Here is a 26,150-nt window from a genome sequence, read left to right as displayed (position 1 = left end):
ATTGCTGGGATTTAATCATTTAATTGCTGCAATGAATCAATTTAAACCCGGTTTGGCTTCTGGATAATTTAACTGATTTACTACTTGCTTCTCCGGAAAGTGACAGAAGAGGGATAACTTCATGGCGAAAAGTTCAATATTTCTTAGAAAACCCAGAAGTAGAGATAACTGAGCCAATAAATCAAGTTCACTGCAATGAGTAGTCCTTTGCCGATGTAGGAGTGAACCATCCCGAAGACGTAAACGGTCGCTACCAGCACCAGCAACCGCTCAACAAAAGAAACAATCGTGCCGTATTTGTTAGTATCCCAATAAGAGATAGGACTGATAAAACGATAGTCGCTGAAGGGCAAAAAATGCCTGTGCGCGTCGTCGCTGTGGACGGGTAAATCTCCGAGGGAATGTAGCACCATGCTCAAAAAGATAATTTCAATAGGTTTCCACCCGTAGTAGCGAGCGATCGCTACCCCAATTAAAGCCAATGGAATTGAATGAAACAGGTGGATAATATTTTGCCAAAAGGGTTGGTAATAAGCGGTTGACCAGATTTGGCGTTCTGGTAGGCGTTGAATATATCTCGCCACAAGGTAGAAAACAAAAATTGGAATATCGGGTAATATAGCGCCGAACACGATTAGGAGATTGAAGTGCGATTGTTGCGGTTTAGCGAGAATGCCGAGATTGAGAATGGCATGGCTGGGCGTATTCACGATTATTGTTGGAATTGGTTTGATTGGTTTTGTCTTTGGTATCCTCCAGGCTGGCTGATTTTATTCAACCGCCACTGGCAACACTATCACGCCGATCCCGATGGTTGGAATTGGCTGGAGTATGGATTGTTTCTCATTCCTGGGGGATTTTATTTGGCGTTGCTGATTCGTTGGATACGTCTCGGCTTTCGTTCACCCCGCCGGGGAGAAGGGGAGTTCGACCCAAATTATCAGCAGGCTTTCCGAGATGAAGTGCTGGCTCCGATTGTGAAATATTATTTCCAAGGAGAGCTACAACAACTCGAAAATTTGCCTCAAACTGGGCCATTGATTGTATCAATGAACCATGCGGGAATGTGTTTTCCTTGGGATATTTTGGGATTAGCAACGCTCTTAAGCCAGACACGGGAATGGGTTGTGCAACCGCTGGCGGGTGTTTCGTTGTTTGAACATCCCTGGGTGATTTGGTGGCTACCTCCAGGATGGTCGCAAGTTCTAGGTGGCGTTAGGGCAGAAGCTGATGAATTTGAAGCAGCGGTGGCTCAAAAAACCATCTTACTATACGCTCCGGAGGGCATACGCGGGCCGGGAAAAGGGTGGAAAAGGCGTTATCAGTTAGACACTTTTCATCCAAGTTTTATCCAGCTAAGCGATCGCTATCACATTCCGATTCTGCCTGTTGCTTGCATCGGCAATGAATCTTTGCATCCTTGGGCAATCAATCTTAAGAAATTTGCAAGAGCCATCTACTTGCCTTTCTTGCCTGTCTCTTTTTTGATGTTTTTCTTCATTCTCTTCCCATCTATGGGTGTTTGGGCAATGCGAAGTCGGCTGCGTTATTTTATTCAGCCTCTCTATCAAACTTGGTCAACCGAAGTTGTTGAAGACGAGCAACTTCCAGAACCAAAAACTTCTACTCGGCAAGACCGAAACGCTGCTTACCGACACGCACAACTATTACAAGAAAAGCTGCAAAGTCAAATTAACCAACTTCTGAGGAAGAAGTAATCTAGGTTTGATTTGCATTCAATCAGTTTTTATAAGAAGTTAGTTAGCATTCAACTTCTTGGCTTGTAAAATAATTGGAGATAAGACCGCTTTATCTTGTTCCGCAGGCACGGCTTTCCGCCATGCAGTAATACCGCCTGATAAGACTGCCATCTTCAACCCCGTTCCCTCTAACATCCAGTAGGCTTTAGTTGAACGGGTTCCTTTGGTGCAATATAGCACTACCGTTGGTTCGGGTTGATTGGGTTGAACGCTCTTTTTCACCAATGCCTTAATACGCTCAATCCCTATACCCGTTTCAATCTGAGTCAGAGGTACCAGTAGAGTTTGGGCAATATGATCTTCAGCGTACTCCTCTGGCGATCGCACATCAATAAGGAACACTGGCTTTAGTTTTCCCTGCTGCAACTGCACTACTGTCACTTTGTTTGCATATTTGCCAGTTGCGATCGCTTGGATATCGATGTCTGCGATCGCGATCGCGGCACCTATTGCACCAACACTAACAGCGACAACCGCTAAAATTACAGGTAAAGGACGTAAACGACTGGTTATTTTAGTCAGTATTTTCATAAAATTTTCCGATGAATCGCGCCTTAACCTCACTACCATAGCAACCGTAATACCGGGATGTCATTAGCTACAATTAGAAATAAAAATCCTGAAATATAAAACTTTTCATTATATATTCTCTATTTTTCTAGCTTGATTCATAAACTTTTTTCGTTTAAAAAACGGGTAGAGTATTTGTCCAAAGTACCCCAAAGGTATAGGATCGGATATCCCATACTTCTCAGGCATTTTCCCCCTAGGCATATAGAGGGTGCCAAATACTAAATCTAAAATTGGAAGCTGAGCTGCAAAGTTTTTGTCATAGAACTTTCGCTCAGCAGTGTGATGCCAGTGATGAAATTCTGGAGTAGCAATTATCCACCGAAGCCATCCAAATCTAATTTTGATATTGGCATGTATAAAGAAGGCTTCAAAAGCACCAAAAAGAAAAAATACAGTAAATGTTTCTTTAGTGAAGCCTAATATGTATAGCGGAACTATCTGAAAAATTTTTGTAAATATTTGGTCAATGGGATGCAGACGAACCGTTGCCAACCAGTCCATATGTTCTACGCTATGGTGAATCGCATGGAATTTCCACAGCCAAGGAATCTTATGAGTGAGTTTATGAGCAATGTAATATCCAACATCAGCGATAAAAATTGCTTCCACAAACTGGAACGCTACAGGTTGAGAAGCAACGTTCATCTGTATTTGTGAATTGATTAAGCTTTTGAGAAACTGTCCAATTAATATTCCACTAATGGCTAATACTGCCGTTCTGCCAACAAAGTAACCAATAAAATAATGGATGGCATCTGTTTCCCATCCTTTACGAAATATCTTCTGTTTGTGTAAAAAAAATATCTTTTCTATGGGGACTAATATAAACAGCAGCAAAAAAAAGCCTTTAACAACATCAGGAAGCATAACTTTTAGGCATTATTGATTAATTATGGTGGGCATTGCCCACTAGACACCTTTTTAGGATTTAGAGAGGCTGGATAGTGTCTTCTGATTGTATCTCTATACAAGTATCCGACGAAGTAGTAGACATATCATAAATGGCGAAGATACAGAGCGTGAACAAGGCTCCAAGACCCAGCGCCCCGAGAATTCCCATTAAGACGAAGAGTGGCTTTAGGTCGTGACTAAGATGATTTCGCGATAACTGCTCTTTAGAAGCCGCATTCGTTGCTGTATCTTCAGTTGTTTCTTCAGCTTGAATGGGTAGATTTAATTGTGAAGATATCTTGGCTGACTCTTGTTCTTCTTTATCCTTAAGCTGCATGATTACCTCCAGTGAATCACTTGATTTGGAAGATTGCCGTTTCAGGTGAGCGCTATATTTTTTAGGTGTGGCACTATGGTATCGAATGAGTATTAGAACCGCAAGCGAGGACACCTTTTTGGTAAGTCGGCTCTGCGGGGAGTTGGTTAGTAGGAGTATCTGTCTCGCATAGTATTGCTAACGTTTCCTTGTTATTTTTAGCTGCCTTTTTGTCTACCTTGGATGCAGGTACTATGAAGACAGCCCCAACATAGCTCTTCAGCGGTTTTGAGGCAGTTTTCTGAGCGATCGCGTAGTTGAAGACTGCCGTTTTTGTGGCTCGAACGGAATATTCGTAATTTTTTGTTTTAGATTGAACACCTAACCCTAGTTTCGGAATTGAAGCCACAAAAGCACCATTTTCTAGATAGTAGGCTTGCTGTGCTCTATTCATTGAGCCGATATATTGTTTCCCTTCTGATTGACCAGCTTTGCCTCCACAGCTCACAGCGCTAGGAAGTGCTATAGCTACCAAAATACCAACAATGCTAATGACAACGACAACCAAAAGCGCAATCAAGACATTACCCTGGTTCTCATTTCTATTTGACAAATATTGTAACCACTTAGCTCTAAAATAGATATTCATATTCCATCTTTTTAAGTAAACAAACCCCGGATATTTTTTTGTGTTTTGCGTAGGTGCAAAGTCCAAAATGCTTGAATAAGTATTCACTGGCAAGATGAGAAATTCCTGAAAAGTTTAGATTTTAGCCGGCTTAGATACCAATCCATAATCTAACCTTTCTTCCGAGTTAGCCTTAAGACTAATAACGGGAGATTTTTGTGGTGTTAGAACCGCAAGCGACTTCGCCATTTTGATAAGCTGGCTCTACAGGCTTGATTGCACCGGGAGCATTCGCTTGACACAGAATCCTTACTGTAGTTAAGTCTCGGGAATGATTGTCCGGTACGATGAATACAGCCCCAACATAGCTCTTCAGGGGTTCTGAAGCAGTTTCTTGAGCGATCGCGTAGTTAAATACCGCTGTTTTTGTTGCACGAATAGAATATTCATAATCTTTTGTTTTACTTGGAATACTTAGACCGAGTTTCGGCAGAGAAGCAACAAAAGTATTATTTTCTAAATAGTAAGCTTCTTGTCCTCTGTTTATAGAGACGATATAGATTTCTCCTTGCGATCTCTTGTTATTGGCAGTATTGGCACAATTCAAAAAAATAGGCAAAGCCATAACTGCCAAAACACCAAAAATTATTATAAGAATCAGAATTCCAATGTAGAAGGCTATACCTTCATTTGTATGTTTTTTAAATAAAAAGTGTAACCACTTAGCTCGGAAATGGATGCTCATCATCTTCACTTTTGTCAAGTAAATAAACCCAATATACTTTTTTGTGTTTTGCAGACACGCAAAGCACAAAAAGCTTTAATAAGTATTCACTGGTAAAATGAGAAATTCCTGAAAAGGTTAGATTTGGGATTGCTTAAGTGTCAATTCCCAATCTAACCTTTCTTCCGAGTTAGCCTTAAGGCGAATAACGGTAGATTTCTGTGGTGTTGGAGCCGCAAGCAACTGCGCCATTTTGATAAGCTGGCTCTACAGGTTTGATTGCGCCAGGGGAATCCGCTTGGCACAAAATTGTTACTGTTGTCTCACGGTTAGCAACTTTAGATTTGGCCTCAGTAGCTGGTATTACAAACACAGCCCCAACGTAACTGTTACTTCCTTTACTTTGGGATATCCCATAACTAAAGGCAGCCGAAGAAGTGGCACGGGTTGAATATTCATAGTCGTCTCCCTGCTTTTGAAGGCGGATGCCTAACTTATTAAAGTCGTTAGCAAAGGACTTTTTTTCAGAAAAATGGGCTTCTTGAGCTAAGTTGATTGACTCAATATTTTCTTCCACTGCTGATTGCTTAACTGGCCCACATTTCAACATAGGGGGAAACCCGAGTGCGAAAGCAATGGGATTACCTACCAATACCAAACTCCCTATTGTTATTACACCCGTTGCGAAAAAGAGTATGTTTCTTCGCTGTTTGAGGGAATCTTGCCAATTGTAAAGAGACGATGAATCTGTTTGTGTAGACGCCGCAAATTTACGGATTGGTTCGTTTTTCAAAAGATGATGTTTGGTTTCGGCTGTAGTCTTTCCCAAGGTTCGTTCCTTTTTATTTTTCTGTTGTATTCTTGCGCCCTTCTAAACCAATTGTTTGGTCTGAAACTGTTTTAACTCACTGGGTGCGATCGCGCCATACTCGGTAATCACTGCTGAAATTAATTCAGCGGGAGTGACATCAAATGCTGGATTGTAAAACTCCACGCCAGCAGGAGTAAGAAGCGTATCGCCAACTTGGTAGATTTCCGAAGCGTGGCGCTCTTCAATCGGAATTTTGCTGCCAGAAGACAACTCAAAATCAATCGTAGAGAGGGGTGCGGCAACAAAGAAAGGAACATTGTGAGCCTTAGCAACCAGTGCCAGACTGTAAGTGCCAATTTTATTAGCAGTGTCACCATTTGCGGCTATTCTGTCAGCACCGACAACGACTGCATCAATTAAACCCTGTTTCATACAGTGAGCTGCCATACTATCGGTAATCACCGTAACTGGAATGCCTTCTTGGACGCATTCCCAAGAAGTCAGTTTCGCACCTTGCAAGCGGGGACGAGTTTCATCGGCATAGACTCGCTCCAGACGCCCATCTCGCCACGCCGAACGAACAACACCCAAGGCGGTGCCATAGCCAGCGGTTGCCAAAGCTCCAGCGTTGCAGTGAGTCAAAATAACCAGTTTATGGGGCTTGGAGGGTAAAGCTTTTAAACCGTGATCGCCGATTGCCTGACAAGTTTGCAAGTCTTCTGCATTAATCGCCTTAGCAGTTGTCAGTAAAATAGATTTGATTTCTTCTACCGTTCCGAGCGACTCATAGGCAGTTCGCAACATCCGCGCGATCGCCCAAAATAAATTAACCGCAGTTGGACGAGTTTGCCGTAACATCTCGGCAATTTGCTCCAACTTGCTCAAAAACTCCTCGCGCTTGTCTGTCTGAATCTCTCTTGCCCCCAGGTACATCCCATAGGCAGCAGCAACACCAATCGCCGGTGCCCCCCGGACAATCATCGTTTTAATCGCCTGCGCCATATCTTCGCAGCAGCTGATCTCAACAAACGTGTACTCCGTAGGCAGGCGGTTCTGGTCGATGAGCAAAACGCGGTCTTGATTCCAAATAACCGGATAAACTTGAGTTTTGGTAGACATATCGGCGGTGAGTTGCTAGTTATCAATATGATAGTTTCTAACAACTTAGCCGATATTTACCCGACTAACTGCTTTTTTACCTCGTGCTTTCTCCCGAAAACTTAGGGTGATTTTGTCTTAACGCAAAAGAACACCAAGGAAAGCTCAGACTACACCCAAAGCGCAACCGATATCATTGCGTACCTCTGCGTTAGCGAAGCGGCGCGATCGCGCTTACCTCTGCGTACCTTTGCGTTAAAAAAACCTACCTTTAACTCATCACTGCTGACAGTTGAGGGCTAAAAGATTTCCGCACTCGCTCGGCAATTTGAGACGGTGTCAGACCCAGTTCCGCCATCGACTGTTCTGGCGTAGCATGATCCACTAATACATCAGGCACGCCAATCCGCGTAATCGGCACCATCAGATTATGATCCAGCAGACTTTCTGCCACAGCCGAACCAAAGCCGCCGATGATGCAGCCTTCTTCCAGCGTCACCACCCGACCAATCTGCTGAGCCAGAGGCAAAATTAACTCAGTATCCAGCGGCTTAGCAAAACGGGCATTCACAACAGTCGCTTCAATCCCATGCTCGCTCAAAATCTCCGCTGCCTGCATGGCGGGATATACCATCGAGCCATAACCCAGGATCAAAACATCATCGCCTTGGCGCAAAATTTCTGCTTTGCCAATGGGTAGTTCTTCCCAGCCTTCTTCCATCAGGGGCACCCCGTAGCCATTGCCGCGAGGATAGCGCATGGCAATCGGACCATCGGTGTAGTTAACACCCGTCACGATCATCTGCTGCAATTCAGCTTCATCTTTGGGTGCCATCAGCACCATGTTCGGGAGACAGCGCAGATAGGCGATATCGTACATCCCTTGGTGCGTGGGACCATCAGCACCGACAATCCCGGCGCGGTCAAGACAGAAAAAGACGGGTAATTTTTGAATGCAGACATCGTGAACGATTTGGTCGTAGCCGCGTTGCAGAAAAGTAGAGTAAATCGCGACAACGGGTCGCATCTCTTCACAAGCCAAACCGGCGGCTAAAGTAACCGCGTGTTGTTCGGCAATGCCGACATCAATGTATTGCTTGGGCAGTTTGCTGGCGAGTTTGTCTAAACCCGTGCCAGTCGCCATTGCTGCTGTAATGCCGATAATTTTGGGATTATTCTCCGCGAGTTTGACCAGCGTGTGGGAAAACACCTTGGCATAAGAAGGAGGTTTGGGTTTGCTGGAAGGAACCGCTTTCCCAGTTGCGAGGTTAAAGGGGGATTGTGCGTGGTAGCCGACTTGGTCTTTCTCCGCTATTTCGTAGCCTTTCCCTTTCACTGTTGCTACGTGAACCAGGACTGGCCCCTGCATCTTGTGTGCTTGCTTAAAGGTGGCAATCAGTTCCTCTAAATTGTGACCATCCACTGGTCCCATATAAGTAAAGCCGAGTTCTTCAAATACCGCCCCTACCTTAGGAACTGCCAGACGCTTCATCCCTTCTTTCACCCGTTCCAGTTCTGGGGTCAGGGATTCACCCACAAAGGGAATATGCTTGAATTGCTCCTCCAGATTATCTGTAATAAACTGCATCGGCGGACTGAGACGCATTTTGTTCAGATAGCGAGGAATCGCGCCGACGTTGGGCGAAATTGACATTTCGTTATCGTTCAGCACCACTAGCAGATTCGTTTTGGGCAAGTGTCCGGCATGGTTAATTGCTTCCAACGCCATGCCGCCAGTGAGTGCCCCATCGCCAATCACTGCCACGACTTTGAAGTTCTCACCTTTGAGGTCTCGCGCCATCGCCATACCCAAAGCCGATGAAATACTGGTGGAAGCATGACCAGCGCCAAAGTGATCGAATTTACTTTCACACCGCTTGAGATAACCGGCGATGCCGTCTTTTTGGCGCAGTGTGTGGAAGCGGTGATATCGCCCGGTGAGTAGCTTGTGCGGATAGGCTTGGTGCCCAACATCCCAGGTCACTTTATCGCGGTCTAAGTCTAGCGTTTGATACAAAGCTATTGTCAGTTCTACGACCCCCAATCCCGGTCCTAAATGACCGCCGCTGGTGGCTACAGTTTGGAGATGCTTTTCCCGAATTTGACGGGCAATTTGCTGAAGTTGACGAATTGATAGACCGTGCAACTGGTTGGGATGAGTAATTTCACTCAAATGCATTCCAGATTTCCCTATAAGCTTAAGGATCGGATTTTAGTTATCTCTTTAAACTGTAATGGATTTGGGGGAACGAACCGAATGATTACGGTAGACAAGGCGGGTTTAGTCTGCGTAACCGTTAGGGACACGGAAGCCCCCTCGCTGTTACCCGGATTGTTAGCGGGATGCACAATATCCGATGAAATCCCTAAATTACAAAAATTCTGGATGTAGAGACCAATGCTTAACTTTTATCAATTAGAACAGCAAATCGAAGAACAGATGAAAGCCTCCGCTATCCCAGGTGTGGCGCTTTCGGTTGTCCAAAATCAGGAAGTCATCTATGCCAGGGGTTTTGGTGTCACTAGCGTGGAAGATGGCTCAATCCCTGTAACTCCGCAAACTCTGTTTCGGATTGGTTCTGTCACCAAGCCGCTCACTGGTACTGCGGTGATGCGGCTGGTTGAGACTGGTAAGCTTGACCTCGATCGACCCATTAAAGATTACATTGATTGGTTCGCCCTCAGCGAGGAGGGAGCTGCTGAACGCATCACCCTACGGATGCTGATGACGCATACATCTGGACTCCCTACGGATGCCCAAAACTATGGTCGGCGCGATCCAGAGGGACTTGAGGCTTACGTCCGAGACCAGATCCCGAAGTACCCGATTATTGCACCTCCCGGCAAGCTGTATTCCTATAGCAATCCCGGCATTATGGTGGTTGGTTATATTGCTGAGGCTGTCAGCGGTAAGCCCTTTACACAACTGATGCAAGAGTTAGTTTTCGACCCTTTGGAGATGCAACGCACAACATTCGATCCGACGGTGGCGATGACTTATCCGATTGCTCAATCGCACGACCAAAATGAGGATGGGACGTTAAGGGTGGATCGCCGTTTTGCTGATAATACAGCTGGCTATCCGGCAGGATTTATCATTTCCACGGTGCTAGATTTGGCAAACTTTGCGATGATGCACATGAACGAGGGTTGTTTTCGCGATCGCCAGATCCTCTCACCCCAGTCAGTTGCCCAAATGCAAACACTTCATGCAGACTGGTATACGGCGGAAGGGGCGGGATATGGACTGACTTTCATGGTTGATCCCTACAAGGGGATACGTCGAATCGGACACAATGGTGCAATTAGCAGCTTTGGTAGCTGGTTCCTCATGGTTCCGGAGGCTGATGTTGCAGTTTCGCTGGTGTTCAACCGTCGCGCCCCTGACTTCGCTGCTTACAAAATCGTTAACCGGATCTTTGACGAACTCCTGAATCTGCCAAAGCAGGCACCGAAGCCGCAAGCGATCGCGCCCGATACCGCGTTATGGTCGCAGTATACAGGATTATATTTGGGACCTCAGACGGGTTTGCTCAAGATTCAGGTGGTGGATGGTCAGCTGATGCTTGAATTAAACGAGCAGGTAATGCCTTTACAGTCGCTCAAAAAAGACCTTTATTTTGCACAAAAGCCAGATAGCCAAGATAAAATTCCTGTCGGTTTTATCCTCGAAGCAACAGAACCGACACGGTATATTATGGTCAACTCTTCACCCTGCGAACGCATCGAACTCGATGCTTCGTTTGTGCCGGATTTCTCGGCTTGGGCATCTTATGCGGGCAGCTACATGTCATATCTAGATACGCTGACTATCCATGTTGAGGCAGATCGCGTGTTCCTCCACACCAAAATGTTCAACCAAGATGTGCCCTGCATCCTGATAGATAACACCCACTTTGCTTGCAAATTCGGTCTAATTGAAGTGCAAGTTGCGGAGGATGGCGTTGCGCGATCGCTTAACTTAGGAAATTATTTCATCTTTACCCGCTGTTAAATCATCCCAATTGCTCTGTTGATTTCAGCCAAAACAATAGTTGCGTCATCTGGCAATTCTCTAGTTCAATCCACACTTCTGTAAAGATAACGACCGAATCTGCTATAAGATTTGGTCAGTAGCAAAGAGTTAAGAACCAATCCGAGTGACTCATGCAATCGGGGAAAACCTAGGCGGGTAGCTGCGTTTGAGATGGCGGAAATTTTTCAAGTTGGCAGCCAGGTAATTCAGGCACATGAGATTCCGTCTTTGTTGAGCCGTTATCAGTTGCTGCCCCAGTTTTTGCAAGGGATTATTATTGACGAAGCGATCGCGCTCTATTCTTGCACAGATATAGAGCGTCAATTGGCTGTAGAGCAGTTTGCCGCGCAACACCAACTCACCTCCCCAGAAGCGCGAAAAGCTTGGGCGGTATCCCAAGGCATGACCTTAGAACAACTGGAAGACTTAGCTGTACGACCCTTGCTGCTAGAGAAGTTTAAGATGGCTACTTGGAGTTCAAAGGTCGAGTCTTATTTTATCGCTCGCAAAGCGAGTCTCGACCAGGTAGTGTGTTCCTTAATTCGTACCAAAGATATGGGAATTGCCCAGGAAGTCTACTTTAGAATTCAGGAAGGAGAGCAATCTTTCGCAGAGTTAGCTAGAGAATATTCCCAAGGAACAGAAGCTCACACTGGGGGAGTCATTGGCCCAGTAAGTTTGAGTGCTTTGCATCCAGCGATCGCAAAAATGCTATCCATTAGTCAGCCGGGACAGTTATGGCCTCCTACTCGTCTGGAAGAGTGGTATGCAATCGTTCGACTTGAAAAGTTCTTGCCAGCACAGCTAGATGAACAAATGCGCCGTCGATTGATTGACGAAATGTTTAATAACTGGCTCAAAGAGCGGATGCAACAAGTCGGTTTATTACAGTTTATCGAGTCTTCAGTCTCGGATTCAGAGTGACTTTAAGGGCAAAGTTGATGTAAATTGATTGCCCCCCATTTAGCGGGGGTTGGGGGATCAAAACGGGACTTGCAAGTTCAAGAAGACTTGTATATACACGGTAGCTGTGGACGGGGAGCGGTAGCAGGGTGGTTTCATTTATTAAAAGAATAATTCTGTAACGTTGATTTTGGTTGGCGGTAGGGGCTTTTTGATTGCCATATCCCTACAAAATGTCGCAATGCCTCGAAATTTTCTAAGGATTGTATGAAACCACCCTGCTGTAGACGGGGTGGGGTCTCCCTGTCTGACTTTAAGGTAGCCCCGCAGCAGGGTTCGCCCTCCCAAGATAGAGGGTGGTTGCCGACAAGTATTAGCCCACATTTTGCCGTTCTCAGCATATCTACAGAGATAGGGATTTCTTAGTACCAGGATGGTTTATGAAGATTGCGTGAATTTACGGCAACTTCATCCCAGCTTAATTTATACTTAGAATTAATTATCAGGGTTTGTTAACATCAACTGAATATCTTTAGGGTGGCGCTATTTAGGCTAAGGAAAGTTTGAAATCCTGCCCTTGGCACTGAGATAAGTGCTGATGATGTTGGCTACAAACAACCAATTTTCTGGAGAGATAGATTTTGCCAAAGTATCTGTTTTACCACAAGTAGGTTGGCTCAATTTGACCTGCCGAGGGAAAGAGTAATCTCTGTGAAGAAACAGTAGTATGGCGATCGCTCCTGAAAAATGGATTTAGCGACCGCCATACTACTCCCACTTGGCTTCACAGTTCTAGACAACCATTGAAAATGAAAAGAGACTTATATGGCTCCGACAACGCTTGCTGCTGGTGACATTGCCATTATCGGTTTCAACTTTGACGATCCCGATCAACTTGCCTTTGTTTTACTAAAAGATATTGCTTCTGGAACTGCAATTCACTTTACAAATAAAGGTTGGCAAAGCAGCAACGAATTTAGAAAGGGTGAAGGAACCCTGACTTGGACAGCGACTAGAAACTACTCGGTTGGCGAAATTGTCAATCCGGGCGTTGGTTCAATGAAACTTTCAAGTGATGGAGATCAAATCCTTGCCTACCAGGGTTTGGCAACCGCTCCCACTTTTATTTATGCAATTAATAGTAACGATTCGGCATGGGCAGAGAATGCGACTAGTAACAATAACTCTGCATTACCGCCAGGATTAACAAACGGGTTAACGGCGGTATCTATCCCAGAAATTGATAACGCAACTTATAACATTACTAACGGCACTTTCGGAACTAGAGCAGAGTTACTTGCAAAAATCAGCAACCCAGCGAATTGGACGGGCAATAATACCCAACGGTTGACGATGCCCAGTAGTGCATTTACAGTGACAAATACTGGCAGCGAAATAACAGAATCCCTTAGTTTGACGGTTGACTCCGCTACCTTCTCAGAAGCTGCGGGTGCAGGTGCTGCCACTGGAACTGTTACCCGAACCGGAGACTTATCAAAGTCACTCACGATTAACTTACTCAGCAGCGACACCAGCGAAGCTACCGTTGCGACAACTGTAACCATTCCAGCAAATCAGGCATCAGCAACCTTCGCAATCGATGCGGTGAACGATCCGTTTGTAGAGGGTTCTCAGACGGTGACATTAACAGCTTCTGCAACCCAATATATTAGCGGCACAATTACCGTAACCGTAACTGACGACGAACTAGAAGCTGGTAATCTTCGCATCCACGATATTCAAGGTGCTAGCCATACATCGCCATTGGTGGGTCAGTTGGTTTCCAAAGTCCCTGGTATCGTCACCGCAGTAAAGTCAAATGGATTTTATCTGCAAGATCCCAATCCGGACACGAATGATGCCACCTCCGAGGGGATTTTCGTCCTCACTTGGATAACCCCCAAAGTCAGTGTTGGGGACTCCATTCTGGTTAGCGGGATTGTTGATGAATTCATTCCTAGCGGTTCTGATAGCAGCAGTCTCTCCACAACTCAAATTATTGTGGGGAATGCAGGGATTGCAACAATTTCCAAGGGCAATTCTTTACCTAGTAGCACTATTTTGGGTGAGGGCGGACGCACGATTCCAACTCAAGTGATTGATGATGATGGATTAGGTATATTCAACCCGACGCAAGACGGCATTGACTTCTACGAAAGCCTAGAAGGAATGCGGGTGCAGGTGAATAATGCGGTAGCGGTAGGGCCTACCAATGATTTTGGTGAAATTCCCGTCCTGGCTGACAATGGTGTGAATGCTAGCACCCGAACGGACAGGGGCGGTATTGTAGTTCAGCCGGGGGATAATAACCCGGAACGGATTATTATCGACGATGCCATTATTAACGGTGAACCTCAAGTAAATGTGGGCGACACCTTCACTGGTTCCATCACTGGCGTCATCGACTACAGCTTTGGCAATTATAAGCTTCTCAACACTGCACCTTTACCTAACGTCATTTCGGGAAATTTAGCACGGGAAACAACTGCATTAACAGGAAGTGCTGACCAGTTGACGGTTGCTAGTTTTAACGTCGAGAATCTCAATCCTGCTGATGATAACGCTAAATTTAGCAGCCTTGCGAATATTGTTATCAACAACCTCAAATTACCAGACATTATTAGCTTGGAGGAAATCCAAGACAACAATGGTGCCACAAATGATAGTGTCGTTGATGCTAACCAAACTTACCAAACCCTAATAGATGCGATCGCATCTTTGGGTGGTGCAACTTACCAGTACCGTCAAATTAATCCGGTAGACGACCAAGATGGCGGTCAACCGGGGGGGAATATCCGCGTCGGCTTCCTCTTCAACCCGAATCGCGTTGAGTTTGTAGACCGTCCTGGCGGCACCTCCATAACCAACACCACCGTAAATAGCGGCACCGATGGCGTAGAACTTTCCGCTAGTCCGGGTCGCATTCTTGACACTAACCTTTCCAATGGTGACGCCTTTGCCAACAGTCGCAAGCCTTTGGTTGGGGAGTTTCTGTTCAAGGGCAATCAAGTATTTGTCATCGGCAACCACTTCAACTCCAAAGGTGGCGATCAACCTCTTTTCGGAAGTTCTCAACCGCCAACACTCACTTCAGAAGCGCAACGTCTACAACAAGCCGCTACCGTTAATAACTTTGTCGATAGCCTGCTAGCAATTGACCCCAATGCCAATGTCATAGTCCTGGGGGATTTTAATGATTTTCAGTTCTCAAAGCCGTTAGAAGTATTAAAAGGTAACGACCTCACGAACTTGATTGATACTTTGCCGAAGAACGAACAATATACCTACATTTTTGAAGGGAATTCTCAAGCGCTTGACCACATTTTAGTCAGTAAAAATCTCAACTCGACGGCAGAAATTGATGTTGTGCATCTCAATGCCGAGTTTGCTACTCAATATAGCGACCACGATCCGCTAGTCGCCCGTTTTACCTTACCAATCAATGGCAACGCAAGTTCTAATACCTTGGTTGGCAGTAATAGTAATAATCGTATTGATGGGAAAGCGGGGAACGATACCCTGATCGGACTGCAAGGAAATGATATCCTCACCGGCGGTGGAGACCAAGATATTTTTGTAATTCGCAGCGGCGATGGCATCGACACAATTACAGATTTCGGTGGCGTAGGAACGGGAAATCATCCATCCGCAGAGATAATTTCTGAAGTCGATACCCTCAAATTTGAAGGGGCTGGTTTAACTGCCAACAATCTACTTTTAACTCAAACGGGTAACGATTTAGCGATCGCATTCGATGGCGTTGATAACACGAAGGTTATCTTGAAAAATTTTACCCTCCAAGATTTGAATAATCTCCAACCATCTACAGGTGCGTCGGTAGACATCGGCAATATTCTCTTTGACGGACAAACGCAGATTCAGAAAAGCTTTGACATTGCTAACGCTAACGAGGATCTCAAACAGATTTTCAACAAAAATACTGTCACTTTCCTTAACGATTTGGATAACAACACCCAAGGTTTTGATGCTTCTAACGATGTTATTAACGGTCAAGGTGGCAATGACACATTAGAAGGATTGGGTGGCGATGACTTGCTGCGTGGCGGGATTGGCAATGACATTCTATTAGGTGGAGAAGGAAACGATTACCTCGCTGGTGGCGACGGTGATGACTGGCTTAATGGTGGGATTGGTCAAAATACACTCTTCGGCGGTAATGGTAGCGATCGCTTTGTTGTATCGAATAACAGCGGCACAAACACGATTCTTGACTTCACGGATACTCAAGACCTCATCGTATTATCCGATGGTTTGAAGTTGGAGTATCTAACGATTACCCAAGGGACGGGTGCGAATGCAAACAATGCTTTAATCGGTCTTGCGAACACAGGGGAACTATTAGCAACACTTACTGGAGTGCAAGCAAACACCCTAACCAGCGATGATTTCACCACGATCTAGTTAAGTGAAAATCAATTGGTAATCGTCTGTTGACCGTAATCGGACATCGTTCTGGTTAGGGTTTACGGATCTAAACCTCTATAACAAAAAGTTATATAAAGCAGAGATAAAGTGACAATGAATTTTTTATAAAGTTTTTGTCAAAATTTTTTCATCTTCCTAAAGTAGTAAACAATTAAAGTGTCAAATAAGTACAGAAAGAATTGAAATGTGCTAAAGACTACACTATAACTTTTCCAAGCAATGCAATTTTGAGATTGTTTGCATTTGTCCTCGGTCGATACACCTTTATCAACAAAATGTCCTCTCTAGCCAGATATTTGCAGGAATTTCGATAATTGAGGCTAAAAACGCTAGTTTATCAAAATTCCTGGAAACTATATGACAGCATCTACTGAGATTAATTCAGTTCACCAGCTATTGGCGACCTGAATATCTACAAACTGACGACTTTCTCTACGTTATTGAGCGACACGCTGGCGATCGCTCTGGTGTCTCTACTCATCTCAACCATTGATATTTACACCCAAACCTCATCATGCAAGACTTTTGGAATCATTCCTCCTCAAATCAAAAACCAAACCAAGCTGGTCAGGGCATTGCTGGTGAAAACTCTTCAGTGGTAGAGACTTCTCCCGCCCAGCGAGTACAAAAGATAGTCTTCATTGACTCTACAGTTGAGAATTACCAGAGTCTCGCTGCTGGTGTGGAACCGGGGACGGAAGTATTTATCCTGAACCCAATGCAGGATGGAGTAGCGCAAATCACACAAGTGCTGGCGGGGCGCACCGACATCGCCAGCGTTCACATAGTTTCCCACGGCACGCAAGGGAGTTTGCAACTGGGGTCAACCCAACTTAATTCAAGCAACCTAGAAGCATACACTAGCCAGTTACAGCAGTGGGCAAATGCTTTAACCCCTCATGCTGACATCCTTCTCTACGGTTGCGATGTGGCAGCAGGGGAAGTAGGTGCGGCTTTTGTGCAACAACTCAGTCAGCTAACAGGTGCTGACATTGCCGCTTCGGTTGACTTGACTGGCAGCGCAAGTTTGGGCGGTGACTGGGATTTGGAAGTCGCTACAGGCAACATTGAAGCTAACCTAGCATTTCTGCCTGGAGTGATGCAGACTTACAACCACATTCTGCCAGCAATTAGTCTTACTTCAGGGGGTACCTACTCTCAAAATTTCAATACTTTAAGTACAACAATAAATACCAATATTACCTGGACAGATGACAGCATAATTCCTGGCTGGTATTCCAATAGAACATCGTACATCGCAAGTAGTGGAGTGGAAAATACAGGCGCACTCTACAGTTTTGGTAGCAATGGAAGTAGCGATCGCGCTTTAGGAGCGATCGCTTCAGGAACTACAGGTTCAGTCTTTTGGGGTGTGCGCCTAGTCAACAACACAGGCAGTACTCTTACTTCGCTCAATATTGCCTATACGATGGAGCAATGGCGGGCTAACAATGTTACACCTCAAACCACCAACTTTCAATATAAAGTTGGTGCTGCAAGTATTTCAGAGGCAGGGTACACAAGTTTTTCTGCCTTAAATCTTGTCAGTGTTAATAATACAACTGGGGGTTCTGGTTCTGTAGACGGAAACAATGCCAGTAATAGCACCGCTCTTACTCAAACCCTGACTAGCTTTTCAGTCAACAATGGTGAAGAGATATGGCTGCGTTGGAACGACCCAAATGACACTGGCTTCGACCACGGCTTAGCAATTGATGATTTTTCTATTTCTGTTCCTAATACTGCGCCCAGTCTTATTTTGACTGCTGCTGCGCTACCTTACACCGAAAATGCAGCTGCTACCGTCATTAATAGCACCGCCATTGTCACAGATAGCGACTCCCTCAACTTTGACACTGGGAAGCTGACAGTAGATTTTACGGCAGGTGGCACGGCATCCGACCGTATAGCGATTCGCAACCAAGGCAACGGTGCAGGTCAAATTGGGCTAGATGGCACAATAGTCAAATACGGTGGAGTGCAAATCGGCACCATCACAGGTGGGACTGGTACCACTCCCCTAGTCGTCACCTTCAACGCCAACGCCACACCCACCGCCGCGACTGCACTGCTGCAAAACATCACTTATCAGAACGTCTCAGAGAACCCCAGCACCACTCCTCGCACCGTGCGTTTTGTCGTTACCGATGGCGACGGTGGCACCAGCACCGCTGTTACTGAAACCATCAACGTTACATCTACCAACGATGCGCCGATTATCGGTGCTTCAGTAATTAAATACGATGGCTCGTTAAATACCACGCCCGACGATCAAGAATTTACCTACATCCCCTTTGGTATTGCAACGCAAAGTGCCTCCGGTGGCGCGACTACCTTGGATACCACTACCACTCCAGACAGTTATGCTGGCTATTCCCCTAAAAGCGTACCTACCTTAGACCGCGCTACTGGTTACACCGTCAATTTCACCGCCCAAGTTCTCTCAGAAAATCATACGACGAGCACAGCTGATAAAAATGGCGATGGCATTGCCGATAGAGCTGGTTTCAGCATCATAGTTCTCAGCAGCGACAAAAAAGGCATCGAATTAGGATTCTGGAATAATGAAATCTGGGCGCAGGAAGATGGCACAACTCAGGCAAACCCCAGCGCAAATCCTTCTGCCAGCAACAACCAACTTCTGTTCACTCATGCGGAAGGTGCTACCTTCGACACCACTACAGGTTTAATTCCTTACCAGCTGACAGTTCTTGGCGATACTTACACTCTCTCAACAGGCGGCACCACCATCCTTAGCGGTAAGCTGCGGAATTACACTGCTTGGGTGGGGGTGGGGCCTATCGATCCCTATGAAACCCCTAACTTCATTTTCTTCGGGGATGGTACTACCTCTGCCAGCGCCAAAGTAAAGTTATCAGATGTCTCAATTACAACTAACAGCAGCTTTGCACCCCAAACAGTTGCTGAAGATACCGATTTATCGATCGTAGGAGTTAGCGTATTTGACGTGGATGCGGGAAATACCGCTATCACCGTCACTCTAGAAGTCAACAATGGTGCTTTGACAGTCAACTCTACTGGGTTAACAGTCAATGGCAACGGCACGGGAACTGTCACCCTGACAGGAACCCAAAGCCAGATTAACGCTAACTTAGCCGCCACTAACGGACTGCTATACAAAGGCAAGCAAGACTTTAATGGTAGCGACACGCTCAAGATTACAGCTAACGATGGTGCAGCTACTAGCAATATCAAGACGATACCAATTACCGTCACCCCAGCCAATGATGCCCCGGTGTTAAATAATACCGGGAGTCCGGCACTAACAGCAATTAACGAAGACGTTGCCCTCGCCAGCAACAATTGGACTCTGGTTTCTGAGATTATTGCTAGCGGTGCTGGCGGCAACCCCATCACCGATGCAGATGCAGGTGCAGTCGAGGGAATTGCGGTAATTGGGGTAGATAACACCAACGGCACTTGGGAATATTCTACTGATGGCGGAAGTAGCTGGAATAAGTTTGTGGTGTCTGCTGCGGCTGCTACCGTACTAAAAGATACAACAAGCGATCTCATCCGTTTTCTCCCTAATGCCGATTTTAACGGTACTGTCACTTCAGGCATTACCTTCCGCGCTTGGGATGCTTCTGACGGACTCACTAGCGGTAAAACTGGAGTAAATCCTGGGGCGGGTGGCGGCGCATCTTCCTTCAGCATTGATGCTGAAACAGTCAGTATTATTATTAACCCAGTAAACGATGCCCCCAGTTTCACACTTGGTGGCAATCAAAGTATCGCAGCTGGGGCAGGGGCGCAAACTGTCACTGGCTGGGCGAGTGGGTTTAATCCGGGTGCTGCCAACGAATCAAGTCAAAGCATCGACAACTACATCGTCAACGTCACTAGCAACCCTGGTATCTTCGCCTCTGCACCAAAAATTGACCCGCTGACAGGTAATCTTACTTATACTCCTGCTGCAACAATTGCGACAGCTACTACAGCCACAGTTGCAGTCCAAGTTAAGGACAATGGTGGCACTGCTAACGGTGGTATCGATACCTCAGTATTGCAAACCTTTCAAATTACCGTCAATTCTGGAACACCGATAGTTAGCATACAGGCGATAGATGCTGATGCAGCAGAAGCAGGCGCAAATACTGGAACTTACCAGATTACCCGGACTGGCAACACAACGGGCGATTTGACAGTGAATCTTGCTGTTGATGGTAGCAGCCCTGCGATCGCAAGCGACTACAATCTCAGTAGCGGCGGTTTGTCCGTGGTGATTCCAAATGGGCAGAGTTTTGTCAATGTTACTCTTACTGCTGTTGATGATACTTTGCCAGAGTTAGCCGAAACGCTGCGGCTAAACTTGGCGACGGGTGCAGGTTACACCATTGATGCTGCTAAGAACAATGCTACGGTAGCGATCGCATCCAACGACACGATTCAATACGCGATTACTACTGCTTCCCTAACTTTAAAGGAAGGTGACACTGGTAAGCAAACCGTTACCTTTACTGTCACGCGCAGCGGCGGAATTGGTGTAGCCAGTACCGTTGATTATGGAATTGGTGGAACCGCAACCAATGGCATTGACTACAACAACATACTGGTTACAGGTGGGACAACTGCCCTTTCCGGCACGCTTAGCTTTGGAGTTGGCGAGACAACCAAAACAATCAACCTAGATGTTTTGGGTGACACAATATTTGAGCAAGATGAAACCATCAATGTCACCCTGAGTAAACCGAACCTAACACTTGCCCCCGCAAGTTCGACGATTACTACAGGTACAGCACAGGTAACGGTTATTAACGACGATGCCAAACCCACCGTCTCCATCACACCAGCCACTGTTACTCAAAGCGAAGGCACCACAGGAACCAGCGCCTACACCTTCACCGTGTCCCTCTCCAACCCCAGTGACCAGCCAATTACGGTCAACTACAGTACCAACGACGGCACCGCCACCACCACAGACGGCGACTACATCGACAACGACGGCATCCTTACCTTCAATCCGGGCGACCCCTTAACTAAAACCATCACGGTTAACGTCAAGGGTGACAACAAGTTTGAGAAAGATGAAACCTTCAGCGTCAAACTCAACAATGCTACCAACGCCACCGTTAACCCAGAGGCGAACGCCAGTACCGCCATCATCACCAACGATGATTCTCAACCCATCGTCTCTATCGCACCAGCCACCGTTACTCAAAGCGAAGGTAATGGTGTCACCGCCTATACCTACACGGTCAGCCTCTCCAACCCCAGCGACCAGCCGATTAGTGTCAACTACAGCACCAACGACGGCACCGCCACCACCGCAGACGGCGACTACACCGACAACGACGGCATCCTTACCTTCAATCCCGGCGAACCCTTAACCAAAACCATCACCGTTAACGTCAAGGGTGACAACAAGTTTGAGGCAGATGAAACCTTCAGCATCAAACTCAACAGTGCCACCAACGCCAATCTAGGCAACACTGCTGCCACAGGCATCATCAAAAACGATGAAACCGCAGGCTTTACTGTCACCCCTATCAGCAGCAACACCACTGAAGCTGGAGGCACTGCCACATTTACAGTTAAACTCAACAGCCAACCCACCGCTAATGTCACCCTTGGCTTAACCAGTTCCGACACCACCGAAGGTACCGTCTCTAGCCCCAGCCTCACATTCACAGCCAATAACTGGAATATTGCTCAAACCGTTACGGTCAAAGGAGTTGATGATGCACTGGTTGATGGCAATATCGCCTACAACATCATCACCGCCCCAGCCGTCAGTACCGACCTTAACTACAACAAACTCAATCCTGTTGATGTCGCTGTCACCAACATCGACAACGACGCCGCCGGATTTACCATCACCCCAATTAGCGGCAACACCACCGAAGCCGGAGGCGCTGCCAACTTTACCGTCAAACTCAATAGTCAACCTACAGCTAACGTCACCCTTGGTTTAGGAAGTTCCGATCCGACAGAAGGCAGCGTTTCCAGCCCATCGCTGACCTTTACTTCAAATAATTGGAATATTGCTCAAACCATTACGGTGAAAGGAGTTGACGATGTACTTGTCGATGGAAATATCGCCTACAGCATCGTTACTGCCCCTGCTATTAGCACCGACGCCAAATACAACGGACTGAACCCGCAAGATGTTGCTGTTGTCAACATTGACAACGACACTGCACCCCTCAATGTCATTAACGGCACTTGGCTTTCTGAAACCTTGGTGGGAACCTCTTTAGACGACCGGATCAATGGTTTTGGCGGTCATGACACGATTGTAGGGGGACTGGGAAAAGACCGGATTTACGGCGATGACGGCAACGATACCCTGATTGGCGACCTCAACAATAATCTCTTGACTGGGGGTTCGATGGGTATGGATGACATCATCTACGGCGGTACAGGTAGCGATCGCATCAATGGTTGTGGCGGTAATGACACCCTGTACGGCGAGGCAGGCAGCGACCAAATCTGGGGAGATGGGGGCGATGACCGACTCTACGGAGGCTTGGGGAATGACATCCTCACCGGAGGATTGGGGCGCGATATTTTCGCAGTTTCCAAAGGGGAAGGTACTGACACCATCCGCGACTTCCAGATTGGTCAAGACTACATTGGGTTAGTTGGTGGTTTGGCACTGAATCAGTTGTCGATTATTCAGCAAGGTAGCAATACCAGCATTATTGACAATTCCAACAACCAGACTCTGGCAATATTGGCTGGGGTGAATGCTGCTACGTTTATGAGTAATGCAGCTTCTACTTTTGTAAGTATCTAGTATAAGGAAGCAGCTTTAATTAATATTTAAAGCTGCTGATTTGGCAACTATTGACAATGAGTTGCTGTGGATATGAGCCTGAAGCCAAAACAGAATCTAATAGAGAAAATGCTTCTAAGAACATCAACACCGTACATCTACACAATTTTGCTGCTGTTAGGAACGCTAACTTCAACTGCTACCGCCCAAACACCTAATTTAAAACCCAATACATCAAGCTCGACAACAGACTTTACAGGCGTTACAATCCTCCAGCTACCTGATGGCATTCCTGAATTAAATAACGATACTGTAGACTCATCCTTTGGCGATACCCTTGATGTAGCAAAACACCCACCAGGCGCGTTGGAACCCGCAGCCTTAAGCTTCGAGGACCAGAAGTCTTTAGCCAAACCGTCTTTTTACACGCTAAAACAAGGGCGTTTTCTTGCCCAAATATCTAATGTAAAAACTGCACTCCCCACACCAGAATCTAGTCCCAAAGCCGTACCTTCCCCAGAGACATTGGAGGTTGAGATTTCTCAACCTTTAGCAGAAGTAAAAACACCTCCTCGGACTTTGCGCGAAGCAGGGTTACTCCAAGAAATACTAACCCCAGAAAACGCCGCTCCTACAGAAGAGATTAGGGCTGCCACTAAACAAACAGCACCATCAGCTCGAGTTCGTTCTCAACGATTTCTGCCCCGGATCGGCGCTGAATTTACCACTGGTTCTGGTGTGGGTTATGAAAGTTCTTTTGGTAGCATTGGAGGCTTTGTTCCCCTATGGCAAAACTCAGACAACCTCACCTTCTTAGAAGGTCGATTGCTGTTGTCAACGGAAGATTCTCATATAAGCAGCAATATTGTTTTAGGACATCGCTTTTATAGTGCCAAAGATAACCGGATCTTGGGCGGCTATGTCGCCTTCGATACCCGCGACACGGGTAATAGCAACTTTAATCAACTGGGTGCTGGGTTTGAAAGCTTAGGAGAAAACTGGGATATTCGCGCGAATGCTTACATTCCGGTTGGAGATACCCGCCAACTGACCCAAGAGAGGGTTTTTTCTACAGGTTTATCGTTTTCAGACCCTTTCTTTCAGGGTAATTTCTTGGGTCAAACTAGAAATCAACAACTTCAACGCGATCGCAATTTTGAAGCGGCGATGGCAGGATTTGATGTTGAAGCTGGCGTGAAAATCGCCCAGCTAGGTCAAACCGGCGACCTCCGAGGTTATGCCGGACTGTATTATTATGATGCCCCAGACAGTGCGGAGATTTTGGGCTGGCGGACTCGGTTAGAAGCGCGTCCTACTGACACTTTCAGGCTGGGACTATTGCTCTCAAATGACGCCACTTTTGGTACGAATTTGGTGCTGAGTGTGGGGGCGAATTTTCCCGGCACTCGTCCCAGAGGGATAAGAAAAGAAGATCGAGTTCTGGCGCGTCTGGGGGAATCTGTGACCCGAAACGCGAATATCGTAGTCGATGAACAATCCGAATCTGAGTCTTTCAGCGTGCAGGATACGGTATTTGTTACGAATCCCGCGACGGGTCAACCGTGGAGATTTCGGCACGTCAATTTGGGAATTGGAACCGGGAACGGCACGTTCGAGAATCCGACTGCAACGGTTGCGGAAGCTTTGGCTGTGGCTCAATCCAATGATATTGTCTACGTGCAACCAGGGACAAATCTTGGGGTTCCTGCTTTCAAGATTCCCGACCAAGTGCAGGTGTTTTCAACTGGCCCTGTGCAGCGTATAGATACCGTGGAACTCGGCAATCTACAATTACCCTTATCTAATGCAGGGGTACTGCCAGACGTGACAGGAACAGTCACGATGGGGAATATGACAACGCTTTCGGGTTTCGCCATTAGCGCAACCACTGGTTCTGGCATCGCTGGAAGCAACATCAGCAATGCAATTATTCGAGACAATGCGATCGCGAATTCTGCCAGTGAGGGCATCTTACTTGAGAACGTGACTGGCCAGATACTAATTCAAGACAACGCGATCGCAAATTCTGCTTTGGAAGGCTTTTCCCTCAGCAATAATCAGGGGCAAGTTAACCTAATTCTTGTCAAAAACACGATCGCCAACAATGGTGCTTTAGCTAACGAAGGGGACGGCATCAATCTTGAACTTCGCAATACTGCAACTGGAACCTTTAATATCTCAGAGAATACGATTACTGGCAGTAACAGCTTCGGGAGCATCGCCGACGGAGTCGAGGTAAAACTGTTCGAGAGTGCTTCCGGAACCTTTACTCTGACTAATAACCAAATAACCGCAAATCAATTTAGCGGAATTAATATTGAACTTGAATCCAATACTTTGGGGACATTTGAGATTGCCAACAGCACAATCTCAGGCAATCAATTTGATGGAATTTCTATCAAGCTAAACGATAGCGCGACTGGAACGTTTAATATCACTAATACTCAAATTTCTAAAAACGGGTTTTATGGAATTGGGATACTTCTCTCAAATAACACCTCTGGAACCTTCAACATTACCAATAGCACCATTGCTGAAAATCAAGATAATGGAGTGAATATCGCACTTTCCGATACAGCGATAGGAACAGTCAATATTTCTAACAATCAGCAAATTTCCAAAAATGGATTTTACGGAATTTTTACCAGCATCAATGGAAACGCCCAACTTCAATTCCTCAGTGAATCAAATCAAATTATAGATAATGCTTTTACCGGGCTTTCCCTCAACAGCTACGATACTGCTAAAATCTTTGCCGGAGTCCGGCTTAACACCATAACAGGCAGCGCAATCGGCGATCTCGAAGCAATAACCAGCGGTTCTGGCGATACAATTTGTCTCCAACCCCGCAATAATACGATTGGAAACTTTTTCTTAAATGACAGTTTTGGAGGAGCGATCCAGATAGAAACGGGAACGCTGTCTACAAATAATATTTCTACCAGTGACCTCAGCAATTGGTCTGGAACCACTGTACCGGCTGGAACTTGTGGTTTCCCTTAGTCGGTAAATGATACCAGTTCACTTTTGTGGAATTACACATTAGATCCTCCAACCCCCCTTTTCAGGTGAGATTCGAGCCATAAAGTGAATTGGTATTTGTTTGCTTCCAAGCTTTGAACTCGCTTTAGCAGCGAACTAGGTAGCGGCTCCATCTCATCTATAGCAATCCTCAATGATTCGTGAATCCGAGTCCACTGAGTTCTCTAACAAGTCGGAGAGCTAAACCACTGTATTTGCAAGCAG

General features: G+C 46.1%; 15 protein-coding genes. 6 read left to right on the top strand and 9 right to left on the bottom strand.

Translation table 11 applies throughout. From position 1 onward, the window contains the following. Window positions 1–143: 143 nt before the first annotated feature. Window positions 144–710, bottom strand: coding sequence for a hypothetical protein (locus tag H6F52_RS19095; protein WP_190430894.1), 567 nt, complete (start codon window positions 708–710; stop codon window positions 144–146). On the opposite strand from H6F52_RS19095, the gene H6F52_RS19090 reads away from it, so the two are divergent. Next, the gene (locus H6F52_RS19090) at window positions 693–1,718 is read left to right on the top strand and encodes a 1-acyl-sn-glycerol-3-phosphate acyltransferase (protein ID WP_190536424.1); all 1,026 of its coding nucleotides are present in this window, start codon (window positions 693–695) and stop codon (window positions 1,716–1,718) included. The two genes, H6F52_RS19095 and H6F52_RS19090, sit on opposite strands and share 18 nt — an antisense overlap. Window positions 1,719–1,757: 39 nt before the next feature. Here the strand turns inward: H6F52_RS19090 and H6F52_RS19085 are convergent, their stop codons facing one another. The 8 genes from H6F52_RS19085 to dxs all read right to left on the bottom strand — a co-directional run bounded on the left by H6F52_RS19085 (window position 1,758) and on the right by dxs (window position 8,980). Beyond that, window positions 1,758–2,291 carry a rhodanese-like domain-containing protein gene (locus H6F52_RS19085; RefSeq protein WP_190536423.1) on the bottom strand — a complete coding sequence of 178 codons (534 nt, stop codon included), beginning with the start codon at window positions 2,289–2,291 and terminating at the stop codon, window positions 1,758–1,760. 108 nt (window positions 2,292–2,399) lie between these two features. Next, window positions 2,400–3,200: a sterol desaturase family protein gene (locus H6F52_RS19080; RefSeq protein ID WP_190536422.1), complete on the bottom strand. Its 801-nt coding sequence runs from the start codon at window positions 3,198–3,200 to the stop codon at window positions 2,400–2,402. A 61-nt stretch (window positions 3,201–3,261) separates the two neighbouring features. Further along, complete coding sequence (locus tag H6F52_RS19075) at window positions 3,262–3,561, bottom strand: hypothetical protein (RefSeq protein WP_190411123.1); 300 nt, start codon at window positions 3,559–3,561, stop codon at window positions 3,262–3,264. A 73-nt stretch (window positions 3,562–3,634) separates the two neighbouring features. Continuing rightward, on the bottom strand, window positions 3,635–4,276 hold the full coding sequence (locus H6F52_RS19070; protein ID WP_347276232.1) for a type IV pilin-like G/H family protein: 642 nt from the start codon (window positions 4,274–4,276) through the stop codon (window positions 3,635–3,637). 91 nt (window positions 4,277–4,367) lie between these two features. Beyond that, a complete protein-coding gene (locus tag H6F52_RS19065) occupies window positions 4,368–4,916 on the bottom strand; it encodes a type IV pilin-like G/H family protein (RefSeq protein ID WP_190536420.1) in 549 nt (182 codons plus the stop codon). A gap of 172 nt (window positions 4,917–5,088) precedes the next feature. Continuing rightward, window positions 5,089–5,721 (bottom strand): type IV pilin-like G/H family protein, encoded by a 633-nt coding sequence (locus tag H6F52_RS19060; RefSeq protein WP_190536419.1) that lies wholly within the window; start codon window positions 5,719–5,721, stop codon window positions 5,089–5,091. Between the two features lie 42 nt (window positions 5,722–5,763). Continuing rightward, complete coding sequence (gene mtnA / locus H6F52_RS19055; RefSeq protein WP_190536418.1) at window positions 5,764–6,822, bottom strand: S-methyl-5-thioribose-1-phosphate isomerase; 1,059 nt, start codon at window positions 6,820–6,822, stop codon at window positions 5,764–5,766. A 250-nt stretch (window positions 6,823–7,072) separates the two neighbouring features. Further along, on the bottom strand, window positions 7,073–8,980 hold the full coding sequence (dxs, locus tag H6F52_RS19050; protein ID WP_190536417.1) for a 1-deoxy-D-xylulose-5-phosphate synthase: 1,908 nt from the start codon (window positions 8,978–8,980) through the stop codon (window positions 7,073–7,075). 219 nt (window positions 8,981–9,199) lie between these two features. Here dxs and H6F52_RS19045 point away from each other — a divergent pair, with 219 nt between their 5' ends. From H6F52_RS19045 to H6F52_RS19025, 5 genes are all read left to right on the top strand, one after another. Further along, a complete protein-coding gene (locus H6F52_RS19045) occupies window positions 9,200–10,795 on the top strand; it encodes a serine hydrolase domain-containing protein (RefSeq protein WP_190536416.1) in 1,596 nt (531 codons plus the stop codon). A 192-nt stretch (window positions 10,796–10,987) separates the two neighbouring features. Further along, on the top strand, window positions 10,988–11,740 hold the full coding sequence (locus H6F52_RS19040; protein WP_190536415.1) for a peptidylprolyl isomerase: 753 nt from the start codon (window positions 10,988–10,990) through the stop codon (window positions 11,738–11,740). Window positions 11,741–12,544: 804 nt separating this feature from the next. Continuing rightward, complete coding sequence (locus tag H6F52_RS19035) at window positions 12,545–16,141, top strand: endonuclease/exonuclease/phosphatase family protein (RefSeq protein ID WP_190536414.1); 3,597 nt, start codon at window positions 12,545–12,547, stop codon at window positions 16,139–16,141. Window positions 16,142–16,679: 538 nt separating this feature from the next. Further along, on the top strand, window positions 16,680–22,925 hold the full coding sequence (locus H6F52_RS19030) for a DUF4347 domain-containing protein (RefSeq protein ID WP_190536413.1): 6,246 nt from the start codon (window positions 16,680–16,682) through the stop codon (window positions 22,923–22,925). A 108-nt stretch (window positions 22,926–23,033) separates the two neighbouring features. Further along, a complete protein-coding gene (locus tag H6F52_RS19025) occupies window positions 23,034–25,907 on the top strand; it encodes a right-handed parallel beta-helix repeat-containing protein (protein WP_190536412.1) in 2,874 nt (957 codons plus the stop codon). Window positions 25,908–26,150 lie beyond the last annotated feature (243 nt).

Source organism: Coleofasciculus sp. FACHB-542, assembly GCF_014695825.1.
In the GTDB taxonomy this organism is placed as follows: domain Bacteria; phylum Cyanobacteriota; class Cyanobacteriia; order Cyanobacteriales; family FACHB-T130; genus FACHB-T130.
Note: the sequence above shows the minus strand (reverse complement) of the source record. Positions and strands in the feature narration are given on the sequence as shown.

Excerpts from the sequence above, each read along its gene's own strand:
- H6F52_RS19090 (WP_190536424.1), top strand. The coding sequence starts at position 693 with ATGGCTGGGCGTATTCACGATTATTGTTGGAATTGGTTTGATTGGTTT.
- H6F52_RS19085 (WP_190536423.1), bottom strand. The coding sequence starts at position 2,291 with ATGAAAATACTGACTAAAATAACCAGTCGTTTACGTCCTTTACCTGTA.
- H6F52_RS19080 (WP_190536422.1), bottom strand. The coding sequence starts at position 3,200 with ATGCTTCCTGATGTTGTTAAAGGCTTTTTTTTGCTGCTGTTTATATTA.
- H6F52_RS19075 (WP_190411123.1), bottom strand. The coding sequence starts at position 3,561 with ATGCAGCTTAAGGATAAAGAAGAACAAGAGTCAGCCAAGATATCTTCA.
- H6F52_RS19065 (WP_190536420.1), bottom strand. The coding sequence starts at position 4,916 with ATGATGAGCATCCATTTCCGAGCTAAGTGGTTACACTTTTTATTTAAA.
- mtnA (WP_190536418.1), bottom strand. The coding sequence starts at position 6,822 with ATGTCTACCAAAACTCAAGTTTATCCGGTTATTTGGAATCAAGACCGC.
- dxs (WP_190536417.1), bottom strand. The coding sequence starts at position 8,980 with ATGCATTTGAGTGAAATTACTCATCCCAACCAGTTGCACGGTCTATCA.
- H6F52_RS19045 (WP_190536416.1), top strand. The coding sequence starts at position 9,200 with ATGCTTAACTTTTATCAATTAGAACAGCAAATCGAAGAACAGATGAAA.
- H6F52_RS19040 (WP_190536415.1), top strand. The coding sequence starts at position 10,988 with ATGGCGGAAATTTTTCAAGTTGGCAGCCAGGTAATTCAGGCACATGAG.
- H6F52_RS19035 (WP_190536414.1), top strand. The coding sequence starts at position 12,545 with ATGGCTCCGACAACGCTTGCTGCTGGTGACATTGCCATTATCGGTTTC.
- H6F52_RS19030 (WP_190536413.1), top strand. The coding sequence starts at position 16,680 with ATGCAAGACTTTTGGAATCATTCCTCCTCAAATCAAAAACCAAACCAA.
- H6F52_RS19025 (WP_190536412.1), top strand. The coding sequence starts at position 23,034 with ATGCTTCTAAGAACATCAACACCGTACATCTACACAATTTTGCTGCTG.